Here is a 21,309-nt window from a genome sequence, read left to right as displayed (position 1 = left end):
ATCAAAATCTGATTCATGCAAACCCCCTCTGCCACCATTCCTCATTTAATTGCTGCTGGCTTTCATGCTCTTTCTGATCCACTTAGGATTAGTGTCTTGGAACTGTTACGACAGCGAGAATTATGTGTATGTGATTTGTGCGACGCTTTGGGGGTAAATCAGTCGAAACTATCTTTTCACCTGAAAACCCTCAAGGAAGCTGGGTTAGTTAACTCCCGTCAGGAAGGGCGCTGGATTTATTACAGTTTGAATTTGCCCCAATTTAGTGTTTTAGAGGAATATCTGGCAGGTTTTAGCCGTAATTGCATAATTTCATCTGCGCGTTCCTGCTGCGATTGAGAATAAGTTTATCCTTGGGTAATTAGTCATGATTTGGCAAAATCCAGTATAGGCGCACAGATGTATGTGCGCCTTTAAAAACTAGCGTCTTCAAAGAAAAATAGCTATCCATCAATTTTTTTTGATGAATTTTTATGTATAGTGCTATGCTTTAGATTGACACATCAAGTTTTTTTGAAATGATATATATATACATTCAAAATTACCTATAAGGGTGAGGTCAATGAACGCAATAGCAAAGAAATTGGCTCTCGCATTTGGAATATTGGCTTTTGTCAGCAGTTGCACAGCCACACCTGATTCATCTACTCAAACTCAGCAGTCGCCAAACGTGACACAAGTCAGTGATTCGGCAAAGGTGAGGGCGATCAAGATTGATGGTTCCAGCACAGTGTATCCGATAACGCAGGCGATCGCTAAAGAGTTTCAATCCGACCCCAAAAATAACGCCCAAGTTCAAGTTAACTTTTCTGGTACCAGTGGAGGATTTGAAAAATTCTGTGCTGGAGAAACAGATATTAGCAATGCCTCTCGACCCATTTTAAAGGAAGAGATGGAAGCTTGTAACAAAAATGGCGTGAGATATTACGAGTTCCCCATTGCTTTTGATGCCCTAACCGTCGCTGTTAATCCGCAAAATGATTGGGCAAAAGACATCACTAGAGCAGAATTGAAAAAGATTTGGGAACCTGCGGCTGAAGCGAAGATTACCCGTTGGAACCAAGTGCGTGCGTCTTGGCCAGATCGACCACTTTCTTTATACGGTGCAGGAAAAAAATCCGGTACTTTTGACTATTTTACAGAGGCAATAGTAGGGAAAGTTAGAGCTAGCCGCAACGACTACACAGCCAGCGAGGATGATGAAGTTTTAGTACAAGGGATTAGCAAAGATCCTAATGCTTTGGGTTACTTTGGCTATGCCTATTATGAAGAAAACCAAGGTAAGTTAAAAGCTATTGCTGTAGACAATGGCAAAGGCCCAGTGTTGCCGTCACGTGAAGCAGTGGAAAAAGTCCAGTATCAACCACTGTCTAGACCTTTGTTTATCTACGCTAATTTTGAGTCTGCACAAAAGAAATCGGCAGTGAAAGACTTCATAAATTTCTACATTAAAAAAGCACCAACGACAGTAGGCTCTGTGGGCTATGTGCCCTTACCAACTGAAGGCTACTACCTGAATAATGTTCATTTTTATAATGGAAAGGTGGGAACAGTCTTTGAAGGTGAGGCTGAACTTAATTTGACCCTTGGAGAGTTATTACGGAAACAAGCCAAGTTTTAGGTTGATAAGAATTAGCACTTTTACTTTGATTATTTGCAGATATTAGTGAATCACCACAGTAAAGGTGCTATCCCCCGTGTGAAATAGGTGCGATCGCGGGAGTACTGATATACATACTCAAAGCATTTTTGATTTAAATAAACTTAGGGAAATTGATGAGAGTACGTGTTGGCATCAACGGATTTGGCAGAATTGGACGGCTAGCTTTAAGGGCTGCATGGGGTTGGTCAGAGCTAGAGTTTGTCCATATCAACGAGATTAAAGGTGGGGCTGTTACTGCCGCTCATTTGCTCAAATTTGATTCTGTCCACGGGCGTTGGACACCGGAAGTAGAAGCACAAGGCGGCGAATGCATCCTCATTGATGGCACACCCTTAAGCTTTAGTGAATATTCCCAACCTGGTGAAGTCCCTTGGGAAGAGTTAGGCGTTGATATTGTGCTGGAATGCTCCGGTAAGTTTAGGACTCCCGCTACCCTTGACCCCTATTTTAAGCAGGGAGTACAGAAGGTGATTGTGGCTGCTCCGGTGAAGGAAGAAGCCTTGAATATTGTCATGGGAGTTAACGACCAACTTTATGAACCAGAAAAGCATCATTTGCTAACTGCGGCCTCTTGTACAACTAACTGTTTGGCTCCAGTTGTAAAGGTGATCCATGAAGGTTTGGGCATTAAGCATGGAATTATTACCACAATCCATGACAACACCAATACTCAGACCATTGTAGATGCCCCTCATAAGGATCTACGCCGCGCCCGGGCTACCAGTTTGTCTCTAATTCCTACCACCACTGGATCGGCAACTGCGATCGGATTGATTTATCCCGAACTCAACGGCAAACTCAATGGTTTGGCAGTACGAGTTCCATTGCTCAATGCTTCTTTGACAGACTGTGTGTTTGAAGTTGTGCGACCCACCACAGTAGAAGAAATTAATAGCTTACTAAAAACAGCTTCAGAGCAAGCACCACTCAAAGGAATTCTCGGCTATGAAGAACGTCCTTTAGTATCTATCGACTATAAAGACGATCCTCGATCTTCGATCATTGATGCCCTCTCCACAATGGTGGTGAACGAGACGCAAGTGAAAATACTCGCTTGGTATGACAACGAATGGGGCTATGCCAACCGGATGGTTGAACTCGCCCGGAAAGTAGCTCTGAGCCTGAAGGCGTGAAATATTTTCATTCAAAAATACTCTGCGTGCCTCTGCGCTTACTCTGCGTTCCTTTGCGTTTAAATCAAATCTCTTCTCTCTTCCCTCATGGCTTCTACCACAGCTTCTAGCGCCAACTTCAAAAACTATATCCTAGTCACACTCGCGTACTGGGGTTTCACTATTACTGATGGTGCTTTGCGAATGTTGGTGTTGCTCTACTTCAACAACATTGGCTATACCCCATTACAAATCGCTTCCTTATTCCTGTTCTATGAAGTCTTTGGAGTTATTACAAACTTTTTAGGTGGTTGGATTGGTTCTCAGTTAGGTCTGAAAGTTACCCTTTACACCGGCATTGGGCTACAGGTTTTCTCGATGGTGATGCTCTCATGGCTCAATCCGGGTTGGGCCCAGTGGATTGCAGTCGGTTATGTGATGGTGGCACAGGCATTTTCTGGGATTGCCAAAGACTTAACCAAGATGAGTTCTAAGAGTGCCATTCGTTTGGTAGTTCCCCAAGATGCTCAATCATCTTTGTTTAAGTGGGTAGCAGTTCTAACGGGTTCTAAGAATGCCCTCAAAGGAGTTGGCTTCTTTGTTGGTAGCGCCCTTTTGGCTTCAGTTGGCTTTATCAATTCCCTGTGGATTATGGCAGCAGGGCTGTTCTTGATTATGTTCACAGGGCTACTGTTGCCCAAAGGGATGGGCAAAATTAAGAAGAAAGTCAAGTTTAGCCAACTGTTTTCTAAGAGCCAAGAGATTAACATTCTCTCTGCTGCCCGATTCTTTTTATTTGGTTCGCGGGATGTCTGGTTTGTTGTGGCATTACCAGTATTCTTACGGGAAATTTTGGGCTGGTCGTTTTATCAGGTCGGTGGATTCTTGGCTTGTTGGGTAATTGGCTATGGCCTTGTTCAGTTTCTAGCGCCAATACTGATCCAGCGATTTGGTTCTGGTCATCCGCCGCAATCAAAGACCATCCAGTTTTGGACGTTTACTCTAACAGTAGTTCCGGCTGCGATCGCTCTTGCTCTCCAATTAGGTGTAAGAGCCGATATTGCGATCGTTGGTGGACTCCTCATTTTTGGCGTAGTCTTTGCCTTCAACTCAGCAGTTCACTCTTATCTAGTGCTGGCGTTTACTGATGATGACAAGGTAGCACTGAACGTTGGTTTTTATTACATGGCAAACTCTGGTGGTCGGTTGATAGGTACTGTCTTATCAGGTTTGATATATCAGCTTTCTGGTTTAGTAGGCTGTCTGTGGACATCCATGTTTTTTGTACTAGCAGCAGCATTGATTTCTCTGAAGCTACCCGATCCCGAACCCAGCAAAGCGATTCCCTCCGGGACGGCAAAGCCGAACGCTTGGAAAGCTGGAGATGGAGATTAGGGCATTGGAAGAGGCAAGAAAGAGGGTGCAGAGGAGAGGAATTTTCCCCCTGCTTCTTCCCTACTCCCCACTCCCCAAAAATATTTCAGACTTACATTTATGAGTACGAATTCGCAGCCGAATACAGCACAAGCAGGGAGTAATCTGAGTTTTTTTGAAAAATACCTCACCATTTGGGTATTTCTGTGCATCTTGGCGGGAATTGCACTAGGAAGATTATTTCCAGGGGTTGCGGTGACGCTAGATGCGCTGAGTATCTATCAAGTGTCAATTCCCATTGCAGTATGTCTGTTTTTCATGATGTATCCGATCATGGTCAAAATAGATTTTACTCAAGCTGCAAATGCTATCCGTGCCCCAAAACCCGTAATTCTCACCTTGGTTGTTAACTGGTTGATTAAACCATTCACGATGGTGGTATTTTCCCAATTTTTCTTAGGTTGGTTATTCCGTCCGTTAATTACAGGGACAGAATTAATTCGTGGCAACGAAGTAGCGATCGCTAATTCCTACATTGCCGGTACGATTTTACTAGGCATTGCTCCTTGTACTGCAATGGTGTTGCTGTGGGGTTATCTTTCCTACGGGAATCAAGGACACACTTTGGTGATGGTAGCAGTGAATTCTTTGATGATGCTGTTTTTGTATGCACCTTTAGGCAGGTGGTTACTGGCAGCAAATGATTTGATAGTACCGTGGCAAACAATTGTTTTATCAGTACTTATTTATGTTGGGTTGCCATTATTGGCAGGAATGTATAGCCGTTATTGGATTTTCAAATATAAAGGTAAAGACTGGTTTGAACGGAGATTTATCAAGTACCTCAGTCCAATTGCTATTACCGCGTTGCTGATTACTTTGGTTTTGCTGTTTGCGTTCAAGGGTGAATTAATTGTTAGCAATCCCTTGCATATCTTGTTAATTGCCGTACCACTATTTATCCAAACTAATTTTATTTTCTTGATTAGTTATGTGGCAGCTTTAAAACTGAATATATCTTATGAGGATGGCGCACCCGCAGCATTAATTGGAGCTAGTAATCACTTTGAAGTTGCGATCGCAACAGCAGTAATCCTCTTTGGCTTAAATTCTGGTGCTGCACTTGCTACAGTGGTAGGTGTTTTAATCGAAGTACCAGTAATGTTAATGCTGGTTGAAGTTTGCAAGCGAACAGCATTTTGGTTCCCACGGGAGCCAGAAAAGGCAACATTGCGAGATCCACGGTGTAATTGCTAATTTGTAATTCGTAATTAGGAATCTATCACAAATATGTTTATTGGGTTTTTTGAGGTAGCGCCAAAGCGTTTCGTAAAGCTTCAATTCGCTCAGGTACAAGCCGATAGTAAATCCATGTACCGCGTCGTTCTTTCTCTAGCAAACCTGCTTCATACAGTACCTTTAGATGATGGCTGACAGTGGGTTGGGATAGCCCTAAAGGTTCTGTTAACTCACAAGCACAGGCTTCACTCGCAGGTTGATTGGCAATAAGACTAAGCAATTGTAACCGAGCCGGTTCTCCTAATGCTCGAAAAATTACTGCTGTTTGTGCTGCTTCGTCAGCCTTAATGCAGCATGAAAGCAGTGGTGTACAACAAGTGGAAATTTGTTTAGGTAAGTTCATATTCTTATATTGACATTCATCAATATATCTGACAACATATTGATATAGATCAATATTGATATTAATCAATGTTTGTGAAAATCCTACAAGGAGTAAAATTATGGCAGTTATGAAAACTCATGTGGCTTTAAATGTTACTGACATTGAAAAGTCTGTAGCATTTTATCGGGCAATGTTTGGTCTGGAACCTGTGAAGTATAAAGATGACTATGTCAAGTTTGATATTTCTAGCCCAGCGTTAAATTTGACATTGAATCTGGCTCCTAGCATCCAGGCTGGTGGTGCATTGTCTCATTTGGGTATACAAGTTGAAAGTACAGAAGAGGTGGAATCTGCTATCAGGAGGTTTACTGAGGCAGGGTTAGCATTGTTTACCGAAGATAATACTGATTGTTGCTATGCTTTGCAAGACAAAGTTTGGGTAACAGATCCAGATGGGAATCGTTGGGAAGTTTTTGTGGTGAAGGTGGGAGATACAGCCCCAGAAAAGAATTTAGTGGCTACAGTTAATTCGGCTGAGGTAGTTAAAGCTGTTAATAAGCCATGTTGTGCTTAGAGTAAACCTATAGGACTAGTGTGTATCTAAAAACTTAAGGGGACAAGTTGTTTGATTCTCCCCTAATTCTCCCCTTTTGATTTTTAAACTTCTAAAACTGATTACACTTGACCTAATAAAGGATAACTCTATGAGGTTTGTTACCTTAATAGATTCTGTACTGATTGTTGCTTGTATTACTCTGATGCCCGGTGTTACTGATGCTCAAACAGATACTACTATCAGCAGTAAACCAATAGCAGTGAATTTTAACAATTTACCCACTAATTCTACTAGTATTAGTTATCTAGAACCTTTGGATCTTGTTTCTTATGCTTACCAAGGAGGTCTTTTACAAGAGGGCATTCCGAGCGGAGGAACACTAGTACTAAAAACTCTAAGTAAAAATATTATTGCAAAAGATTTGGTAAGAGCTGCTGTAAGTGCAGAGAAATTACCAGCACAAGTTTTGAACGACCAAAATTATCTAAATGCTGTAGCGTTACAACTTGAAGTATTACCTGATGAGGCTGCCCTTGATTGAAATCACAAGCAGATGAAATTCTGGTATGGAGTTAGCATTACTTTCTTAGGACTTTCGGGCTATACCAAGGCTAAATTTATATCAATAAGCAGCTATGAATGCGGCTAATTTGGAGATTATTTAGAATAGAATCTTTTTGTTGACATAATACTTCTGCCTTGCGCCTCTGGTGACTTAGGTAGAACATAAAGAGGAGAGAAATGTGTTTGAAGATTGGCAACTTGATGAGCAATCAGGGCAATCAATTGAAACGTTTCGCCACGTTCGAGATGAAGTTAAGGGACGAGTTGTAAAGTGAATTGATTCCTTCAATTAATTATGGTTCTTCGATTTTAATAGGATTGTAAGTTAGTTTGCAGGTTGCTACAACTACAAATTAGGTTGGCGATCGCTTGAACTAATTTAGCTGGTTCCACAGGCTTAGTGATATGCTCCCCAAATCCGGCGGCGATTGCCTGTTGATAATCAGCCTCAGCTGCGTAAGCTGTAAGAGCGATCGCTGGAATTGTCCCTCCCATCTCTGGGGACATGGCTCTGATTTGACGGATTAACATATAACCGTCTACTTCCGGCATTCCAATGTCGCTTAACAGCAGATTTGGCTGGAACTGAGGCATAATTCGTAGTGCTTCCACAGCCGATGCTACCGGGTTTACTACCGCGCCAGACTGCTCCAGAATGAAAGCAATTAACTCTCGCGTATCACGCTCATCATCCACAAGCAGAACTTTCACCCCATTTAGATCGGTTAAATCATCAGGTTGTTTATCAATCTGGTGGCTATCTTGATGAATATTAATCATAGGTAGCATGACTGTAAAGGTTGCTCCCTGTTCTTCGCCTAAACTTTCTGCCTGAACTGTGCCTCCATGTAGCTCGACGATGTGACGAACAATAGCTAATCCTAATCCCAATCCCCCGAATTTTCTGGTAGTTGCACCATCAGCTTGTCGAAAGTATTCAAATACGAATGGCAAAAAGTCGGGGCTAATTCCCTTACCTGTATCACTAACTCGAAGTTGAGCTTGAGAACCAAGTGATTGTAAACTGATTTCTACCTGTCCACCTGGGGGCGTGAACTTAATAGCATTAGACAGTAGATTCCAGATAACTTGCTGCAAACGACCAGAATCACCTGTTATTAGGAATTTTGGATCGCACCTTTGGGGCGCTGAGAATGCAACTTGAATTTGGGATTTTAGATTGTCAGATTGGTTGTTAAAATCGATAGATTCTAAATTTCTGTGAGAATTTTCCAATTCAAAATCGTTCGACTGAGTGTAGGCGTTCACGTAGGGTTCCGCAGTAAAGTCTGAAATTGTAAATCGCAAATCGATAGATTTAGCTTGGGCGGCTAGACGTACAGTTTCTATTGCAGATGCGATCGCAGTTTCCAAATTCACAGGAGCAATATTCAGACTGAGTTTACCTTGCAAAATCCGAGAGACATCTAACAAATCTTCAATTAGTTGAGTCTGAAGCTTGGCATTGCGCTCAATGGTTTGGAGGGCGCGAGTAGTGGTTGCTTCATCATACTTTTTAGTTTGCAGTAACTTCGACCATCCCAGAATCGGGTTTAGCGGCGTGCGAAGTTCGTGGGAAAGAACCGCCAAAAATTCATCTTTAATCCGGTTAGCTTGGACTAATTGCTCTTTTTGCTGCTGTAACGAAGTCATTAACTCGGCGCGTTCTAGAGCAACCGCTACCTGATCGGAAGTTGCTTGCAGCAGGGCAATTTCTCCAGAAGTGAAGTGAGTACGGGTGCGGCTGGCAAAGGAGAGGACACCAAGGAGCTTTCCCTGAGCAATTAACGGTTGACCTGCATAGGCTGTGATCTCCAAAGCCTGGAGGATGGAGACATTTGGATGGGTAGAGTGCTGCACATCATTGACGACAATTTGATGGCGTTGTTGCGCCACTAATCCGCACATTTCTTGATTAAATTCCAGGTATTCAATTGCTTGAAATACTTCATCAGTAATGCCGTTCCAAGCTACTAAACGAAGTTTCTGCTTATTTTCATGTGTCTCAATTAAATAGTGGAAGTAGAAATGCAAATCCATCTGCGCCGAGAGTTTGCTAAACAAGCTGTTCATTAGATCCAGGGGGCGCTCGGTTGAAAGCAAATCACTTGTTGTTTCAGAAAGTAGCTTAAGTCTTTCACTACGCTCTTGCAAGGCAAGTTCAGCAAGCTGGCGTTCACGAAGAATGCGTTCGCGTTCGGTGATGTCAACTGCAACTCCTCCTACTAGGCGTTGCCCAGATGCATCGGCAATGGGAAACTTATATACCAAAAATTCTCCCAGAGTGCCATCTGTGCGTGGGGCAGACTCGATGGTTTCAACAACCTGATTTGTCTGGGCAACTATTCTAATGTTATTGAGGAAGGGTTGGGCGATTTCGGCTGGGTATAGGTCAAAAATGTTTTTATTAATTGCTTTATTTGTTGCTACATGAAATATGCTCAAATAAGTTGGACTAAGGTAAAGTACACGCCCGTCTGCATTCGTAATCCATGCTGCGGCTGGAATATTGTCCATAAAAGCTTGAAATTGCTCTTGACTCTGACTTAGAGCTTTTTTAGCTTGTTTAAGGTCACTAATATCAAGAATGAATGCAACTGATTTCTGCCGAGATTGTCCTAAAAGGGAGTAACCAACTACAACCGGGACAATAGAACCATCCTTGCGAATGCATTCCTTCTCATAGGGAGTACAAGTTCCCTTTGCTGTTGCCTCGGCAATAGCTAGTTCATCTAAATATTGGTACTCAGGAGGTGTGATATCAGTCCAGCGTAGTCTGCCTGTCTGAATATCTGCTTGGGTATAGCCGACAATTCGTAAGAACTCGTCGTTGGCTTCAGTGATGCTACCATTCACATCACCAAAGATAATGCCAACTATATTGGCTTTGACAAAACTCCTGAGACGTTCTTCACTTTCTTGGATAGCCTTCTCTGCTTGCTTGCGATCGCTAATATCTGTAGTGCTGCCAACTACGCGGACTGGTTTTGCATCAGCATCGCGTTGCACTACTATCCCCTGATCCAATATATAGATGTACTGATTATCCTGGTTGCGAATGCGATACTCGGCAGCATAGCGATCGCCATTTGCCAAAGCGATCGCCGTCTGCTCTTGTACACGCTGCAAATCTTCTGAATGAACAAGTTCACGCCACCAATTACCTGTTGGTTCAGCAATATCAAGGGAATAGCCCAAAATCCGGGTTAAACCATCGGTTCTTTCAACGGTATCCTGCTCTATATTCCAGTCATAAATGAGACAGTTGACCGCAGATGCTGCTAACTCAAAACGCTCATTAGCTAATTTCAGGCGTTCCTCTTTTTCCCGCAAGATTTGTTCGGCTTGCTGGCGTTGGCGTAGCGCAGCTTGCTGTTCGCTCAAATCGACAACAAAGCCAATGACAGTTTCTTCAGTGTCTCCCACTAGGACAGAACCGAGCAAAACCGGAACTCTTATGCCATCTTTACGGATGTATTCTTTCTCAAACGGTTTACAGACTCCGGCCGTTCTAAGTTCTTCCACCGAACGCTCACTCAAAAGCAGATACTCAGGTGGGGTAATCTCGCGCCAGTTAATTTGGTTAGCGGACAAATCTTCTTGCGTATAGCCGATCATCTTTAGAAAAGCATCATTGGCTTCCATGATCGACCCATTGTTCATATCAGTTACGATAACTCCAATGATGTTGGATTCTGCCAGCCGACTAAACCGCATTTCGCTATTTTGCAACAATTTCAGGCTTGTCTCTGCCTTGCGTCTGGCAGTTCGCAACTCTGAAGAAAGGGCAGTAATTAAGAAGGATACTACTGAGAATGTGGCTAATCGTACCAAGACATTCGGGCTGAGAAAATCGAACGAGTAGACTGGCTCGATCAAAAAATACAGAGCAGTTGTAACAGAAAGGGCGATCGCAAGTACTCCAAGCCTCATGCCGCCATACCAGGCACTGATTGCCACAGCAGCATAAAATAATGTAAATACACTCGGATCGAAGACTGGCAACAACAGTCGCGTCAGCAACAACGCCACTATGACTGTCAGAAGCATCACACCATAGGTTAGTAACCAGGAGCGCATTATCAAAATTTTTTCGGGTGCTTTCACCATCATCTTAGGAGTCCTCCCGTTGCTCCGTTTTGAGGAGATACTCGTTCAGTAATCTTTTGCCTGGTTCGCCCATCTTCTGTAACATTTCTTCAATGAGCTTTAGTGCCATCTGTGAAGGCACTGTAGATCCGTTCTCCCAGCGATTAACTGTTCGCATGGAAACTCCCAACTTGGCTGCAAACTTTTCCTGAGATAGATCGAGGTGCTGCCGAAGTTCACGGATTAAATCTGAAATTTTTAGTGACTTTTCTAGTTCCATAATGGGAAGAGTAAGACAGGTGTCTCGCCATTTGTCTCCAGCTTGAGGAAGAATTTCAATAGCCATTAGTTATTATCAATTTTATCTTTTGGCGAAATCCCAATATTTACTTATCGTCCTCATTAATTACTGTTCACTAATGTAAGCCCCGCTCATGCTTGTGATAACTGTTAACTGTTTTAAGGTGATACGACAAAACTTGTTGAGACAAAATAATTGTAGAAGGTAACTATAAAATAAACATTAAATTTTATCAGGTAGGTCATCCAAAAATAGTATTATTATAAACAATTTAATAAGTTTCAATAATCACGCACCTAAAAAATGCATGACTAGGGCATCATCTTGCCATAATTCATACTTTACTTAATATTTTATATATAGTAATCCTAAATCATTTGGGGAAATTTAATATCGTGAATGGTAACTTAGATTAACATTCATACAGATATTTTGGTTTGGATAAATAAGCTTTTCCAAATTATCTCTAATTTTGCCAAAATGATCTTAAATGGGTTTCAAAAAAAAATGTAGTTGACTTTACTTCCAAGGTAAGATTCCAATAGCGAAGCTGTAAAGTTATGATAGGATTTAAATCAAAATTTTTGCCTAATCCATATTATTGTTTTGATTAATCAACATTCTGAAAACCTTATCAACCCTCAACTGGAAAATTTACCAGGTGAAGGCTATATATTTAGTTCGTTTGATTGGTTTTGTCTTTGGTATCCTCCAGGCTGGCTAATTTTATTCAACCGTCATTGGCAGCACTATCATACCGATTCAGATGGTTGGAATTGGCTGGAATATGGGTTATTTTTAGTTCCTGGCGGATTTTATCTGGCGCTGCTGAGTCGTTGGTTACGTCTTGGTTTTCGTTCACCCCGAACAGAAGTTAGTGAATTTGATCCTAAATATCAACAAGCTTTTAGCAAAGAAGTTCTCGGTCCTATCGTTAAATACTACTTTCGTGGAGAATTACAACGAGTCGAAAACTTGCCACAAACAGGGCCATTAATTGTGGCAATGAATCACGCAGGGATGTCTTTTCCTTGGGATTTTTTGACCTTGGGTTATTTATTAGGTGAAGCTAGAGAATGGGGAGTGCAACTTCTAGCAAATCCAGCATTATTTGAGCATCCTTGGATGATTTGGTGGTTACCACCTAAATGGTCACAGGTTTTGGGTGGTGTGCGAGCCGAATTAAATGATTTTGAAGCCGCAATGGCTGCACCAACGCCTACAGCGAACGCCCAAGGTGAAATTATTTTATATGCACCCGAAGGTATCCGCGGCCCTCTAAAAGGTTGGAGGAGACGCTACCAACTAGAAAAGTTTGATGTGAGTTTTATTAAGTTGAGCGATCGCTATCAAATTCCTATTCTCCCGGTAGTTTGCATTGGGAGCGAATCTTTACATCCTTGGGCTGTTAATTTAAAACGATTGCAACGATTAGTCAAATTACCATTTTTGCCTTTTTCACCTTTAATGCTTGTCTTAGTTCTGTTTCCTTCAATGGGAGTTTGGGCAATGAGAACTCGACTGCGTTACTTTATTCAGCCTTTGGAAACAGCAGAATTGCACAAGTATTCAAATAAAGGGCGTACAGTGGCTTATCGGCAGGCACAAGAATTACGAGAAAAACTGCAAATTCAAATTAATCAGTTATTGAAACAAGTTTAATTTTACGAGTTAATTTAAATCAATCTTTTAAAAAACAATTTACTTAAGTATAAAAGTTTTGTAACGTAACATAGTTTTTTACCCCACTTCCATTCCTCTCCCTGAAAGGTAGCAAGGCTTTAAAACCCAGTTTTAATTTTCTCTGCTTGTATGAAACCACCCTGCAACCCCTCCCCGTTTGCGGCTACGGTGACACATATCTCTATACAAAACCAAAGTCTTGTAGATCCTCCTAAATCCTCCGATAAATTGGAGGACTTTGAAAGGTTTTTGCCCCCCTTTTTAAGGGGGGTTGGGGGGATCAAAGCCTGTGGGGTAATTCTAAAAGAATTGTGTACACCGTAGCCGCAAGGGGGGAGGATAAAGCACAGCTTTGGCGGGGTGGAGTTTTTTGGGTTTAAGAAGTAATAAAGCGGACAATATTTCGATATATTTTTTACAAAATTACTATTGTTAATCCAACCAATTTAATTATTAAATTGGTTTTTCCATAACAAAATTTATCAGCTTTTGCCCTCTACGTTCTACCTCTTGCTGTTTCACAACAATAAAATTCTGTCTTTCAAAAAACGGTTTAGCTGTAATACTGGCTTCTGTAAATAACTTTTCAATACCTAAAGACTTTGCTTTTGATTCAAGCTGTTCTAAGATTTTCTTACCAACTCCTTTTCTTTGAAAATCTTTATGGCAGTAAAAACGATCAATATGTCCATTAGCCTCTAACTCCCCAAAACCAATAATTTTACCCTGCTCCTCGGCTACATAAGTAAACTTACTCCCCAAACCTTTAATCCAAACCTCAATATCCATATTTGCTGGTGCCCAAGCATCTACTTGTTCTTGTGTGTAATCACGAATATTTACTTCATGAATAGTGTCGTAGAACAATTTCATAATTTCTTCGGTATCAGTTATTTCGTATATTCTTAATTTCATAAGAAAGGTAATTAATGACAAGGAAATTTACTAGAAATAGTATCAGCACTGGCGGATCTACTTCAGCTTCCGAGTGTAGTGCTTTTTTGCTTATACAGCAGAATTCATCAGATTAAACCTCATATAGACAATTTTTATAGTACAAATATACTAATTAGCTGCTAAAATGCCTTAAAAGTCAGCTAGCTTTGCTTGAGGTAGTATGAAACAAATCCAAGACACGGATAAAAAGCCCATTTTACTCAAAGTTTCGTTGTTGCCTATATCTGTAACTACAGCTATAGCGCCACTGCAACCCCAGCAGGAAAAAATCATTAGTGAACAAGAGCGTTTGATAAGACAAGTCAAACGTATCAATCAGATGGCGGGAGAGTTAGAAGCAGCGATATTAGAGTTGAAAGCGATCGCCAACACACTGAATACTCAAAAACGTTACCCAGTTTTAAAGCAGGAGCTATGGAAAAATATTTGTCACTATTTCGCAGTTAGCGTCCCTTGGGTGAAACGAAAGCCTGACGACTCATTTATTCTGACAACGCGAAAAGTTGATTTATTCCGAGCCGAAAGGGAAGCCGCACTTCTAGCACAGCAACTTCGTCAGCAAACCAAAAAAAGATTAGCATCGCAGCGACACAGAAAAAACAAGAATGGGGCTGAGGCTGATACAAAAAGCTTCTTCAAAAAGATATTAGTCCACAAATCTTAAAATTATTAACATTCAACGGCAGATCACCCCTGAGGTTGTAACAGTTATGCTGATTGAAGTGGCAGAAGGAAATTTTTCCTCAAAATTACTTAGTATACTGCCATTGCTAATTGTTACCAACTATGATAGCAATTAGGCAAACTGCCCTAAGATTGCACCTCCGTAAAACCGAGTGCAACATCAGGGACAATCAATCAGCGCACAGAAGAGGTAAAAAGAAGGTGTTAAAAACACTTTTAGTGATTGCCGTTGGTTTTTTACCGTCCCTGATTTCTCTGTGGGTGATCCGCAAAACTCATGCGCGATCGCGCTTACGACTCAGACAAGCAGCCATGAATTTTTCAGCTGTACAGAGGCGGCAAAATCTTAGACCTGTAGAAAGCGATCGCTATTATTTAGAAGGTGTGGGTTACCTAATTGGCGATATCAGCTGCAAATTTAATGCCCGATCTGGCTATATGCGTTGTGCTGTCAATCCCGAAGGCCCTTGTAACGGTTGCCGTCACTACGAACCTAAGGAATTAGCTGGTAAGGAAAAAAGGGTTTAAGAGTCCTTACTTAGAACTTCACAGAATGACAAAGTGACTTCATAGCACATTCCCAAATAGAATCGGGAAATGATATGATTATCAGTATTTATAATAATTTGTATTTACAAAGACTTTGAATATTTGTCTTTGCATGTTCAAATAAGAATGATTTAATATAATTCGTGCAAAAGTGGAAATCTGCGTCATTTTATTTGCAGATTACAAACTTTAGTATTAACTTTTGCCGAATATCTAATAACTAGATGATTATTTAACGATGAATAACGCGATCGCTCAGACAACAGCATTATTATCAACTTGCGCTTTGCTATTAACAGGCTGTGGCGGTGGCTCTGTGACAAATTCTCCAGATAATACCACGAATAACACTACAACTAACACCGCCCAGACAACAACTACACCAGGTGCTATTCCCATCGGTATTGCCTTAGCGCAAACCAGCAACGTAGCATTACTTGGTCAAGAAGGATTCGTGGGAGCCAGAATTGCCGAGAAGTATTTCAATAGTAAAGGTGGTATTAATGGCACTCCGATTAAATTGGTAAGCCAAGATACTGGCGGTGATGAAGCTGGAGCAATTAACGCTTTTCAAACTTTAATTAACAAAGATAAAGTTGTCGGCATTGTTGGCCCTACTTTATCGCAGCAAGCTTTTAGTGCTGATCCCATCGCCGAACGTGCTAAAGTCCCAGTTATTGGCGCATCAAATACCGCAAACGGGATTCCAGAGATTGGTGATTATGTCGCTCGTGTATCTGCTCCCGTCTCTATAGTTGCCCCTAATTCGCTGAAAGCTGCACTCAAGCAGAATCCTCAAATTAAAAAAGTAGCAGTTTTTTATGCTCAAAATGATGCATTTAACAAATCAGAAACCGAGATTTTTCAAAAAGCAGTTAAAGAACAAGGGCTAGAATTAGTAACAGTTCAAAAGTTCCAAACTACCGATACCGACTTTCAAGCCCAAGCTACCAACGCAATTAACTTAAAACCAGATTTAGTAATTATTTCGGGTTTAGCTGCTGATGGTGGTAATTTGGTGCGACAACTGCGAGAGTTGGGTTATAAAGGCATAATTGTTGGTGGTAATGGTCTGAATACACCCAATGTTTTATCTGTTTGTAAAGCCCTTTGCGATGGTGTACTGATTGCTCAAGCTTATAGTCCTGAATATCCTGGTGAGATTAATAAGGTATTTCGCCAAGCATATGTTGAGCAATACAAGAAAGAACCCGCCCAATTTACCGGTCAAGCTTTTGCGGCGGTGCAGGTGTATGTTGAAGCGCTTAAAGAGTTGGATAAAAAAAACAAAATCAGCACATTACCTATTGATAAACTCCGTACAGAATTGAACAAGCAAATACTAGCTGGAAAGTATAATACTCCTTTAGGTGAGATTGCTTTTACACCAGTAGGTGATGTGATTCAAAAAGAATTTTACGTCGCCCAAATTAAGATGGATAAAGATGGAAACACTGGAAAATTCGTATTTATAAAATAGTTGCAACATGGATATAACTCTATTTCTGCAACAATTTTTGAACGGATTATCTATTGGTAGTATCTATGCAATTTTTGCATTGGGATATACCTTAGTTTATTCTATTTTGGGCATCATTAATTTAGCTCATGGCGCGATTTTTACCTTGGGCGCATATTTAACTTATGCCCTTATGGGTGGTAACTTTGGATTTAATGGCTTGCTAGCTAATGCAGTCTTGCCGATAAAATTACCATTTGCTATCGCCTTAATTTTAGGAAGTACCTTGGCGGGATTGGTAGGGGTAGTGATGGAACGGCTTGCTTTCCAACCTTTACGCCGTCAAGGATCTGATCCCTTGCTAACCGTTGTTTCCAGCTTGGGGGTAGCAGTGGTAATTGTGAACTTAATCCAGTATTTAGTAGGAGCAGAAAGTTACACATACCCCGCAAATACTTATGGTAATTTACCGCCTTCTATTAATTTTGGTACTCAAGAAAAGGAAATTCCTATTCGCACCGTTCAGATAATAATTTTTGCTGTATCAGTTGTGATTGTGGCAATTATTACCTACTTTATCAATCGGACTAAATATGGTAAAGCAATGCAGGCGATCGCAGAAGATCCAACAACAGCGAGTTTGTTAGGAATTAATAGCGATCGCTTTATCATTTTAACATTCTTTCTCAGCAGTTTTCTAGCAGGATTAGCAGGAACTTTAGTTGCTTCTAGTGTTAGTATTGCCGGGCCATATTTTGGTATTGCTTTTGGATTACGGGGTTTAGCAGTAATTGTCTTAGGTGGTTTAGGTAGTATTCCCGGCGCAGTTTTAGGAGGATTGCTCATTGGTTTAGTTGAAGCTTTTGTTCCGGCGGAATATTCCGGTTACAAAGACGCTGTAGCCTACGGAATATTATTTATCATGTTGTTAGTTAGACCCCAAGGTTTGCTAGGCCGTCGGTTTATTCAGAAAGTTTAAAGAGATGTAGCGCAATGAAAACATACACCAAACAAAAATTAACTTTTGATGATTTTTTGAAAGAGTGTTCAGAAGAAGGTTTATATGAACTTGTGGATGGAAAAATTGTAGAAGTGCGTGCAACTAGAAAACATGATGATGTCGCCAATTTTATGTTGTTTGGTTTAAATGATGAAATTAGACGACTAAACCTCAATTATGTAGTTAATAACACAGCAGTTTTTAGAACTGTAACTGCCAATGGAATCGAGCAAGGACGCAAGCCTGATGTAAGTGTCATAGATAAAGATGTATGGCGCTCAAATCGTTCTGCTTATTCTGCACTTGAAGAACCCATCCAGCTAGCTATCGAGGTAACATCAACTAATTGGGAAGATGACTACATTGATAAATTAGATGAATATCAACGTTTAGGTGTTACAGAATAATTGTAGATTATTTGGCAATTGGTTCAAGAGAGTATTTGGGAAATCCCAAAGTTCCGACTGTGTTTGTTTTTATATTAGATGCTGAGGGTAAATATCAACGTACACACTTTAGAGGTTCTGAACGAATTATGTCACGAACTTTACCTGAGCTGGCGTTAACAGCAGAGCAAATATTAGCAGCTTAATCAAAATATTTTACAATGGCTGAATTTTTCTCTACTTATGAATCACCAATAGTCTACATGGTATTGGAGGCTTTATTAGGATTATCGCTTTATTTACCTCTGATGGCTGGACAATTGTCTTTAGCTAGTCCTGGATTTTATGCTTTAGGTGGATATATTGCAGCGATTTTATCTACAAAAGTTTTTCCATCTAGTAATAATTTATTTCCGATTCCATTACTTTTATTAGAAATGTTGATTGCTGGTTTAATCTCCGGTATATTAGCCGTAATAGTTGGAATTCCAGCATTACGGTTGCGGGGAATTTATTTAGCGATCGCAACTATTGCTTTTGTAGAAGTATTGCGAGTTGTATCCTTAAATCTAGATATTACAGGCGGTGCTGTAGGGATTTTTGGTATTCCTCAGCCATTCCAAAGCCAACTTGAATATTTATGGATTGCCATACCATTACTATTAATTAGTATGGTGTTATTTTACCGTTTAGAACGTATTCGCACAGGTAGAGCATTCATCGCCATCCGTGAAGATGAATTAGCTGCCAGTGCAATGGGAATTAACCCCACTTACTACAAAGTTTTAGCCTTTACTCTCGGAGCAATGCTTGCTGGAATTGTAGGTGTAATTAGCGCTCATTTTCTCAATACCTGGAATGCTCGACAAGGTACTTTTGATGCTAGCATTACCTATTTAACAATTGTGTTAATTGGTGGTTCTAGAACTTTTTTAGGTTCGGTTGTCGGTGCTATTGTCTTGAAAGTATTATTAGAAATTATTTTACGAAGAATAGCCGATATAGCAGGATTACCCAATTGGTTAGCCCAATTCTTACGAGATGGGAGATTAATTATTTATGGTATATTAATAGTTTTAGGAACTATATTTTTCCCCCAAGGCTTTGTTACTCCAGATATTTTGAAAAACTGTAAGAAGCAATTGACAAAGTTAATTTCTAAAACATTAAAACAGACAAGTTAATAAATAGAAGAAAAGTAACGAAAATTATGATTTGTGAAAAAGCAGCCGATTTAATTAAGGCAGCGCAATGACAAACAACATTGTTTTAGAAGCCAAATCACTGACTCGCCGTTTTGGGGGGTTAGTGGCGGTAAATAATGTATCTTTTACAGTCAATCAACATGAGATTTTTGGATTAATTGGCCCTAACGGTGCTGGGAAAACAACACTGTTTAATTTGATTACAGCTTTTATTCCCCTTTCTAGTGGAGAATTACGCTATCAAGGTGCTAACATTTCCCAACTACGCCCCGATCAAATTGCAGGTTTAGGTATCGCTCGAACTTTTCAAAATATTCGCTTATTTGGTGATTTATCAGCATTAGAAAATGTTATAATTGCCCGACATTTGGATAATAAAAGTAATGTATTAACAGGACTTTTGGGATTACCACCAGCGCGTCGGGAAGAGAAAAAAAGTAGGCGAAAAGCTTTACAATTATTAGATATGGTAGGCTTGAGCGATCGCGCTGACGAGAAAGCTAAAAACTTTGCCTACGGCGATCAGCGTCGGCTGGAAATTGCCCGTGCTTTAGCCCTAGAACCACAAATCTTACTTCTCGATGAACCGGCGGCGGGGATGAACCCCAATGAAAAGCAGCAACTGAGTGAATTTATCCGTAGTCTGCGAGAACAGTTTAATTTAACAATTGTGCTGATTGAACACCATGTACCCTTGGTTATGGGTTTATGCGATCGCATTGCAGTATTAGATTTTGGGCAATTGATTGCATTGGGTGAACCATCTGTAGTTAGAAATGATCCAGCTGTGATTGAAGCTTATTTGGGAAATTAATGATAACTAAATTGAGAATTACAAAATTTGTTGCAATTCCTCAATAGTATTTGCAGTTACAACATTTCTTAAAATTGTCTTCAAACGTTCTAAATCCTGAATCTGGTTAATTTGTGGCATCAACTGTAAGCCGCGATCGCTGAATTTCAATTCTAAATTAATTTCAATCGCAGAAAGTATTCCTCGCAGTTCCCCGCTTACTTCCCCGCTTGCTTTCCCGCGTGCTTCTCCTTCGCGTAAAATTTCTTGATACCAAGGTGACTCACGTAATACGGACATATCCCACCTCATGATTTCTTGAACGAGCGTGTTCTCTAAAACAAACGTAGCAAAAAAAGCTAGAACTGTTTCCAGTTGGTTTAGTTGTTCATCAGCACGGAGAATTTGCAATGCTTCTCTAATAATAGATTCATTTTCACCACCTTTGAGAATGGGTACAAATGGCAGTAAGGATGGTAAGGGTTGTTGAAAAGCAATATTGACATCAATTTCCCACAGGTTAATTACCCGATAATCTTGTATTGCCCGTAATCCTGCAATATTTGATGTAAAGCTTGTGGGTATTTCGTTGTTACCAGTTTTAAGAATATTGATCAGAACAGGATATGTTGGTAAGTTATATTTTTCTTCTGCAAGTGCAGCGTATGCACGCATCCGACGTGGCATATTGGATTGATAGCGTAATTGTAATTCGTTGAGAAGCAAAAATTCTCCGTGTTGAGGACTACTGACACGGATTAAAACATCACTTTCTCGGCTAATCCACTGAAATTCACTATTTAGAATTTCTCTAGCAACAACATCAGGAATCTGCGTTACCCATCTTACCCAGTTATCGGGTGCGAGGCTGATTAATTTTTTGGTGCTGACATCAGCAGGCCTTGTCATCAGGGTATAGATGCTCTCAATAAGTAAGGTTTATCGTAACTTGAAGTGTGGCATTACACTAAATAATTTTGTAATAGCTAAAGCGATCGCCCTTGGCGTTGGCAAAGCCATCGCTTTCGTGTTTAATAAAAGCAAATTTGCTGAGTTCCTATATTGAATTTGGGCAGTCGTTTATTGAATTTGGGCAGTCGTTTATTGAATTCGGGCAGTCGTTTATTGAATTCGGGTAGTCGTTTATTGAATTCGGGTAGTCGTTTATTGAATTCGGGTAGTCGTTTATTGAATTCGGGTAGTCGTTTATTGAATTCGGGTAGTCGTTTATTGAATTCGGGCAGTCGTTTATTGAATTCGGGTAGCCACAAAGGGCTTACGCACCCTTAAACGTGGTTTTCAGCGAGTCT

The 21,309-nt window shown here is 40.6% G+C and carries 19 protein-coding genes and 1 pseudogene; 15 read left to right on the top strand and 5 right to left on the bottom strand.

Annotation, left to right across the window (positions count from 1 at the left end; all coding sequences use genetic code 11):
• The first annotated feature begins 15 nt into the window (after positions 1-15).
• From H6G96_RS16055 to arsB, 5 genes are all read left to right on the top strand, one after another.
• Positions 16-339: a metalloregulator ArsR/SmtB family transcription factor gene (locus tag H6G96_RS16055; RefSeq protein ID WP_190912378.1), complete on the top strand. Its 324-nt coding sequence runs from the start codon at positions 16-18 to the stop codon at positions 337-339.
• 223 nt (positions 340-562) lie between these two features.
• Positions 563-1,621: a PstS family phosphate ABC transporter substrate-binding protein gene (locus H6G96_RS16050; protein WP_190912377.1), complete on the top strand. Its 1,059-nt coding sequence runs from the start codon at positions 563-565 to the stop codon at positions 1,619-1,621.
• Positions 1,622-1,776: 155 nt separating this feature from the next.
• Entirely contained in the window at positions 1,777-2,796 is a 1,020-nt protein-coding gene (locus tag H6G96_RS16045) for an ArsJ-associated glyceraldehyde-3-phosphate dehydrogenase (protein WP_190912376.1), read from the top strand.
• An 87-nt stretch (positions 2,797-2,883) separates the two neighbouring features.
• Positions 2,884-4,170: an organoarsenical effux MFS transporter ArsJ gene (gene arsJ, locus H6G96_RS16040; RefSeq protein WP_190912375.1), complete on the top strand. Its 1,287-nt coding sequence runs from the start codon at positions 2,884-2,886 to the stop codon at positions 4,168-4,170.
• 99 nt (positions 4,171-4,269) lie between these two features.
• Entirely contained in the window at positions 4,270-5,406 is a 1,137-nt protein-coding gene (gene arsB / locus H6G96_RS16035) for an ACR3 family arsenite efflux transporter (protein WP_190912374.1), read from the top strand.
• A 37-nt stretch (positions 5,407-5,443) separates the two neighbouring features.
• Here the strand turns inward: arsB and H6G96_RS16030 are convergent, their stop codons facing one another.
• Entirely contained in the window at positions 5,444-5,791 is a 348-nt protein-coding gene (locus tag H6G96_RS16030) for a metalloregulator ArsR/SmtB family transcription factor (protein WP_190912373.1), read from the bottom strand.
• 100 nt (positions 5,792-5,891) lie between these two features.
• Between H6G96_RS16030 and H6G96_RS16025 the strand changes: the two genes are divergently transcribed.
• Both H6G96_RS16025 and H6G96_RS16020 read left to right on the top strand, forming a co-directional pair.
• A complete protein-coding gene (locus tag H6G96_RS16025) occupies positions 5,892-6,347 on the top strand; it encodes an ArsI/CadI family heavy metal resistance metalloenzyme (RefSeq protein ID WP_190912372.1) in 456 nt (151 codons plus the stop codon).
• A 130-nt stretch (positions 6,348-6,477) separates the two neighbouring features.
• Positions 6,478-6,870, top strand: coding sequence for a hypothetical protein (locus tag H6G96_RS16020; protein WP_190912371.1), 393 nt, complete (start codon positions 6,478-6,480; stop codon positions 6,868-6,870).
• A gap of 332 nt (positions 6,871-7,202) precedes the next feature.
• On the opposite strand, the gene H6G96_RS16010 is transcribed toward H6G96_RS16020, so the two are convergent.
• Both H6G96_RS16010 and H6G96_RS16005 read right to left on the bottom strand, forming a co-directional pair.
• Positions 7,203-11,006, bottom strand: coding sequence for a PAS domain S-box protein (locus H6G96_RS16010; protein ID WP_190912370.1), 3,804 nt, complete (start codon positions 11,004-11,006; stop codon positions 7,203-7,205).
• 1 nt (position 11,007) lies between these two features.
• Positions 11,008-11,328, bottom strand: coding sequence for a helix-turn-helix transcriptional regulator (locus H6G96_RS16005; protein ID WP_347242240.1), 321 nt, complete (start codon positions 11,326-11,328; stop codon positions 11,008-11,010).
• Between the two features lie 561 nt (positions 11,329-11,889).
• Between H6G96_RS16005 and H6G96_RS16000 the strand changes: the two genes are divergently transcribed.
• Positions 11,890-12,945 carry a 1-acyl-sn-glycerol-3-phosphate acyltransferase gene (locus tag H6G96_RS16000; protein WP_190912369.1) on the top strand — a complete coding sequence of 352 codons (1,056 nt, stop codon included), beginning with the start codon at positions 11,890-11,892 and terminating at the stop codon, positions 12,943-12,945.
• A 474-nt stretch (positions 12,946-13,419) separates the two neighbouring features.
• Here the strand turns inward: H6G96_RS16000 and H6G96_RS15995 are convergent, their stop codons facing one another.
• Positions 13,420-13,881, bottom strand: coding sequence for a GNAT family N-acetyltransferase (locus tag H6G96_RS15995; protein ID WP_190912425.1), 462 nt, complete (start codon positions 13,879-13,881; stop codon positions 13,420-13,422).
• A 202-nt stretch (positions 13,882-14,083) separates the two neighbouring features.
• Between H6G96_RS15995 and H6G96_RS15990 the strand changes: the two genes are divergently transcribed.
• From H6G96_RS15990 to H6G96_RS15960, 7 genes and pseudogenes are all read left to right on the top strand, one after another.
• Positions 14,084-14,587, top strand: coding sequence for a hypothetical protein (locus H6G96_RS15990; RefSeq protein ID WP_190912368.1), 504 nt, complete (start codon positions 14,084-14,086; stop codon positions 14,585-14,587).
• 221 nt (positions 14,588-14,808) lie between these two features.
• Positions 14,809-15,135, top strand: a complete 327-nt coding sequence (locus H6G96_RS15985; protein WP_190912367.1) for a DUF6464 family protein — start codon at positions 14,809-14,811, stop codon at positions 15,133-15,135.
• Positions 15,136-15,394: 259 nt separating this feature from the next.
• Complete coding sequence (locus H6G96_RS15980) at positions 15,395-16,636, top strand: ABC transporter substrate-binding protein (RefSeq protein ID WP_190912366.1); 1,242 nt, start codon at positions 15,395-15,397, stop codon at positions 16,634-16,636.
• Between the two features lie 7 nt (positions 16,637-16,643).
• Positions 16,644-17,594 carry a branched-chain amino acid ABC transporter permease gene (locus H6G96_RS15975; protein WP_190912365.1) on the top strand — a complete coding sequence of 317 codons (951 nt, stop codon included), beginning with the start codon at positions 16,644-16,646 and terminating at the stop codon, positions 17,592-17,594.
• A gap of 14 nt (positions 17,595-17,608) precedes the next feature.
• A pseudogene (locus tag H6G96_RS15970) lies at positions 17,609-18,207 on the top strand (Uma2 family endonuclease).
• A gap of 15 nt (positions 18,208-18,222) precedes the next feature.
• Positions 18,223-19,185: a branched-chain amino acid ABC transporter permease gene (locus H6G96_RS15965; RefSeq protein WP_190912364.1), complete on the top strand. Its 963-nt coding sequence runs from the start codon at positions 18,223-18,225 to the stop codon at positions 19,183-19,185.
• A 67-nt stretch (positions 19,186-19,252) separates the two neighbouring features.
• Positions 19,253-20,020 carry an ABC transporter ATP-binding protein gene (locus H6G96_RS15960; protein WP_190912363.1) on the top strand — a complete coding sequence of 256 codons (768 nt, stop codon included), beginning with the start codon at positions 19,253-19,255 and terminating at the stop codon, positions 20,018-20,020.
• 18 nt (positions 20,021-20,038) lie between these two features.
• Here the strand turns inward: H6G96_RS15960 and H6G96_RS15955 are convergent, their stop codons facing one another.
• On the bottom strand, positions 20,039-20,908 hold the full coding sequence (locus tag H6G96_RS15955) for an Rpn family recombination-promoting nuclease/putative transposase (protein ID WP_190912362.1): 870 nt from the start codon (positions 20,906-20,908) through the stop codon (positions 20,039-20,041).
• Between the last annotated feature and the right edge of the window lie 401 nt (positions 20,909-21,309).

It is taken from the genome of Nostoc sp. FACHB-892 (assembly GCF_014698795.1).
Taxonomy (GTDB): domain Bacteria; phylum Cyanobacteriota; class Cyanobacteriia; order Cyanobacteriales; family Nostocaceae; genus Nostoc.
The sequence above is the reverse complement of the archived record's forward strand: the minus strand, read 5'-3'. Positions and strand labels throughout refer to the sequence as shown.

What these genes read in the sequence shown, in the direction of transcription:
- H6G96_RS16055 (WP_190912378.1), top strand. Translation starts at nt 16, where the DNA reads ATGCAAACCCCCTCTGCCACCATTCCTCATTTAATTGCTGCTGGCTTT.
- H6G96_RS16050 (WP_190912377.1), top strand. Translation starts at nt 563, where the DNA reads ATGAACGCAATAGCAAAGAAATTGGCTCTCGCATTTGGAATATTGGCT.
- H6G96_RS16045 (WP_190912376.1), top strand. Translation starts at nt 1,777, where the DNA reads ATGAGAGTACGTGTTGGCATCAACGGATTTGGCAGAATTGGACGGCTA.
- arsJ (WP_190912375.1), top strand. Translation starts at nt 2,884, where the DNA reads ATGGCTTCTACCACAGCTTCTAGCGCCAACTTCAAAAACTATATCCTA.
- arsB (WP_190912374.1), top strand. Translation starts at nt 4,270, where the DNA reads ATGAGTACGAATTCGCAGCCGAATACAGCACAAGCAGGGAGTAATCTG.
- H6G96_RS16030 (WP_190912373.1), bottom strand. Translation starts at nt 5,791, where the DNA reads ATGAACTTACCTAAACAAATTTCCACTTGTTGTACACCACTGCTTTCA.
- H6G96_RS16025 (WP_190912372.1), top strand. Translation starts at nt 5,892, where the DNA reads ATGGCAGTTATGAAAACTCATGTGGCTTTAAATGTTACTGACATTGAA.
- H6G96_RS16020 (WP_190912371.1), top strand. Translation starts at nt 6,478, where the DNA reads ATGAGGTTTGTTACCTTAATAGATTCTGTACTGATTGTTGCTTGTATT.
- H6G96_RS16010 (WP_190912370.1), bottom strand. Translation starts at nt 11,006, where the DNA reads ATGATGGTGAAAGCACCCGAAAAAATTTTGATAATGCGCTCCTGGTTA.
- H6G96_RS16005 (WP_347242240.1), bottom strand. Translation starts at nt 11,328, where the DNA reads ATGGCTATTGAAATTCTTCCTCAAGCTGGAGACAAATGGCGAGACACC.
- H6G96_RS15995 (WP_190912425.1), bottom strand. Translation starts at nt 13,881, where the DNA reads ATGAAATTAAGAATATACGAAATAACTGATACCGAAGAAATTATGAAA.
- H6G96_RS15990 (WP_190912368.1), top strand. Translation starts at nt 14,084, where the DNA reads ATGAAACAAATCCAAGACACGGATAAAAAGCCCATTTTACTCAAAGTT.
- H6G96_RS15980 (WP_190912366.1), top strand. Translation starts at nt 15,395, where the DNA reads ATGAATAACGCGATCGCTCAGACAACAGCATTATTATCAACTTGCGCT.
- H6G96_RS15975 (WP_190912365.1), top strand. Translation starts at nt 16,644, where the DNA reads ATGGATATAACTCTATTTCTGCAACAATTTTTGAACGGATTATCTATT.
- H6G96_RS15965 (WP_190912364.1), top strand. Translation starts at nt 18,223, where the DNA reads ATGGCTGAATTTTTCTCTACTTATGAATCACCAATAGTCTACATGGTA.
- H6G96_RS15960 (WP_190912363.1), top strand. Translation starts at nt 19,253, where the DNA reads ATGACAAACAACATTGTTTTAGAAGCCAAATCACTGACTCGCCGTTTT.
- H6G96_RS15955 (WP_190912362.1), bottom strand. Translation starts at nt 20,908, where the DNA reads ATGACAAGGCCTGCTGATGTCAGCACCAAAAAATTAATCAGCCTCGCA.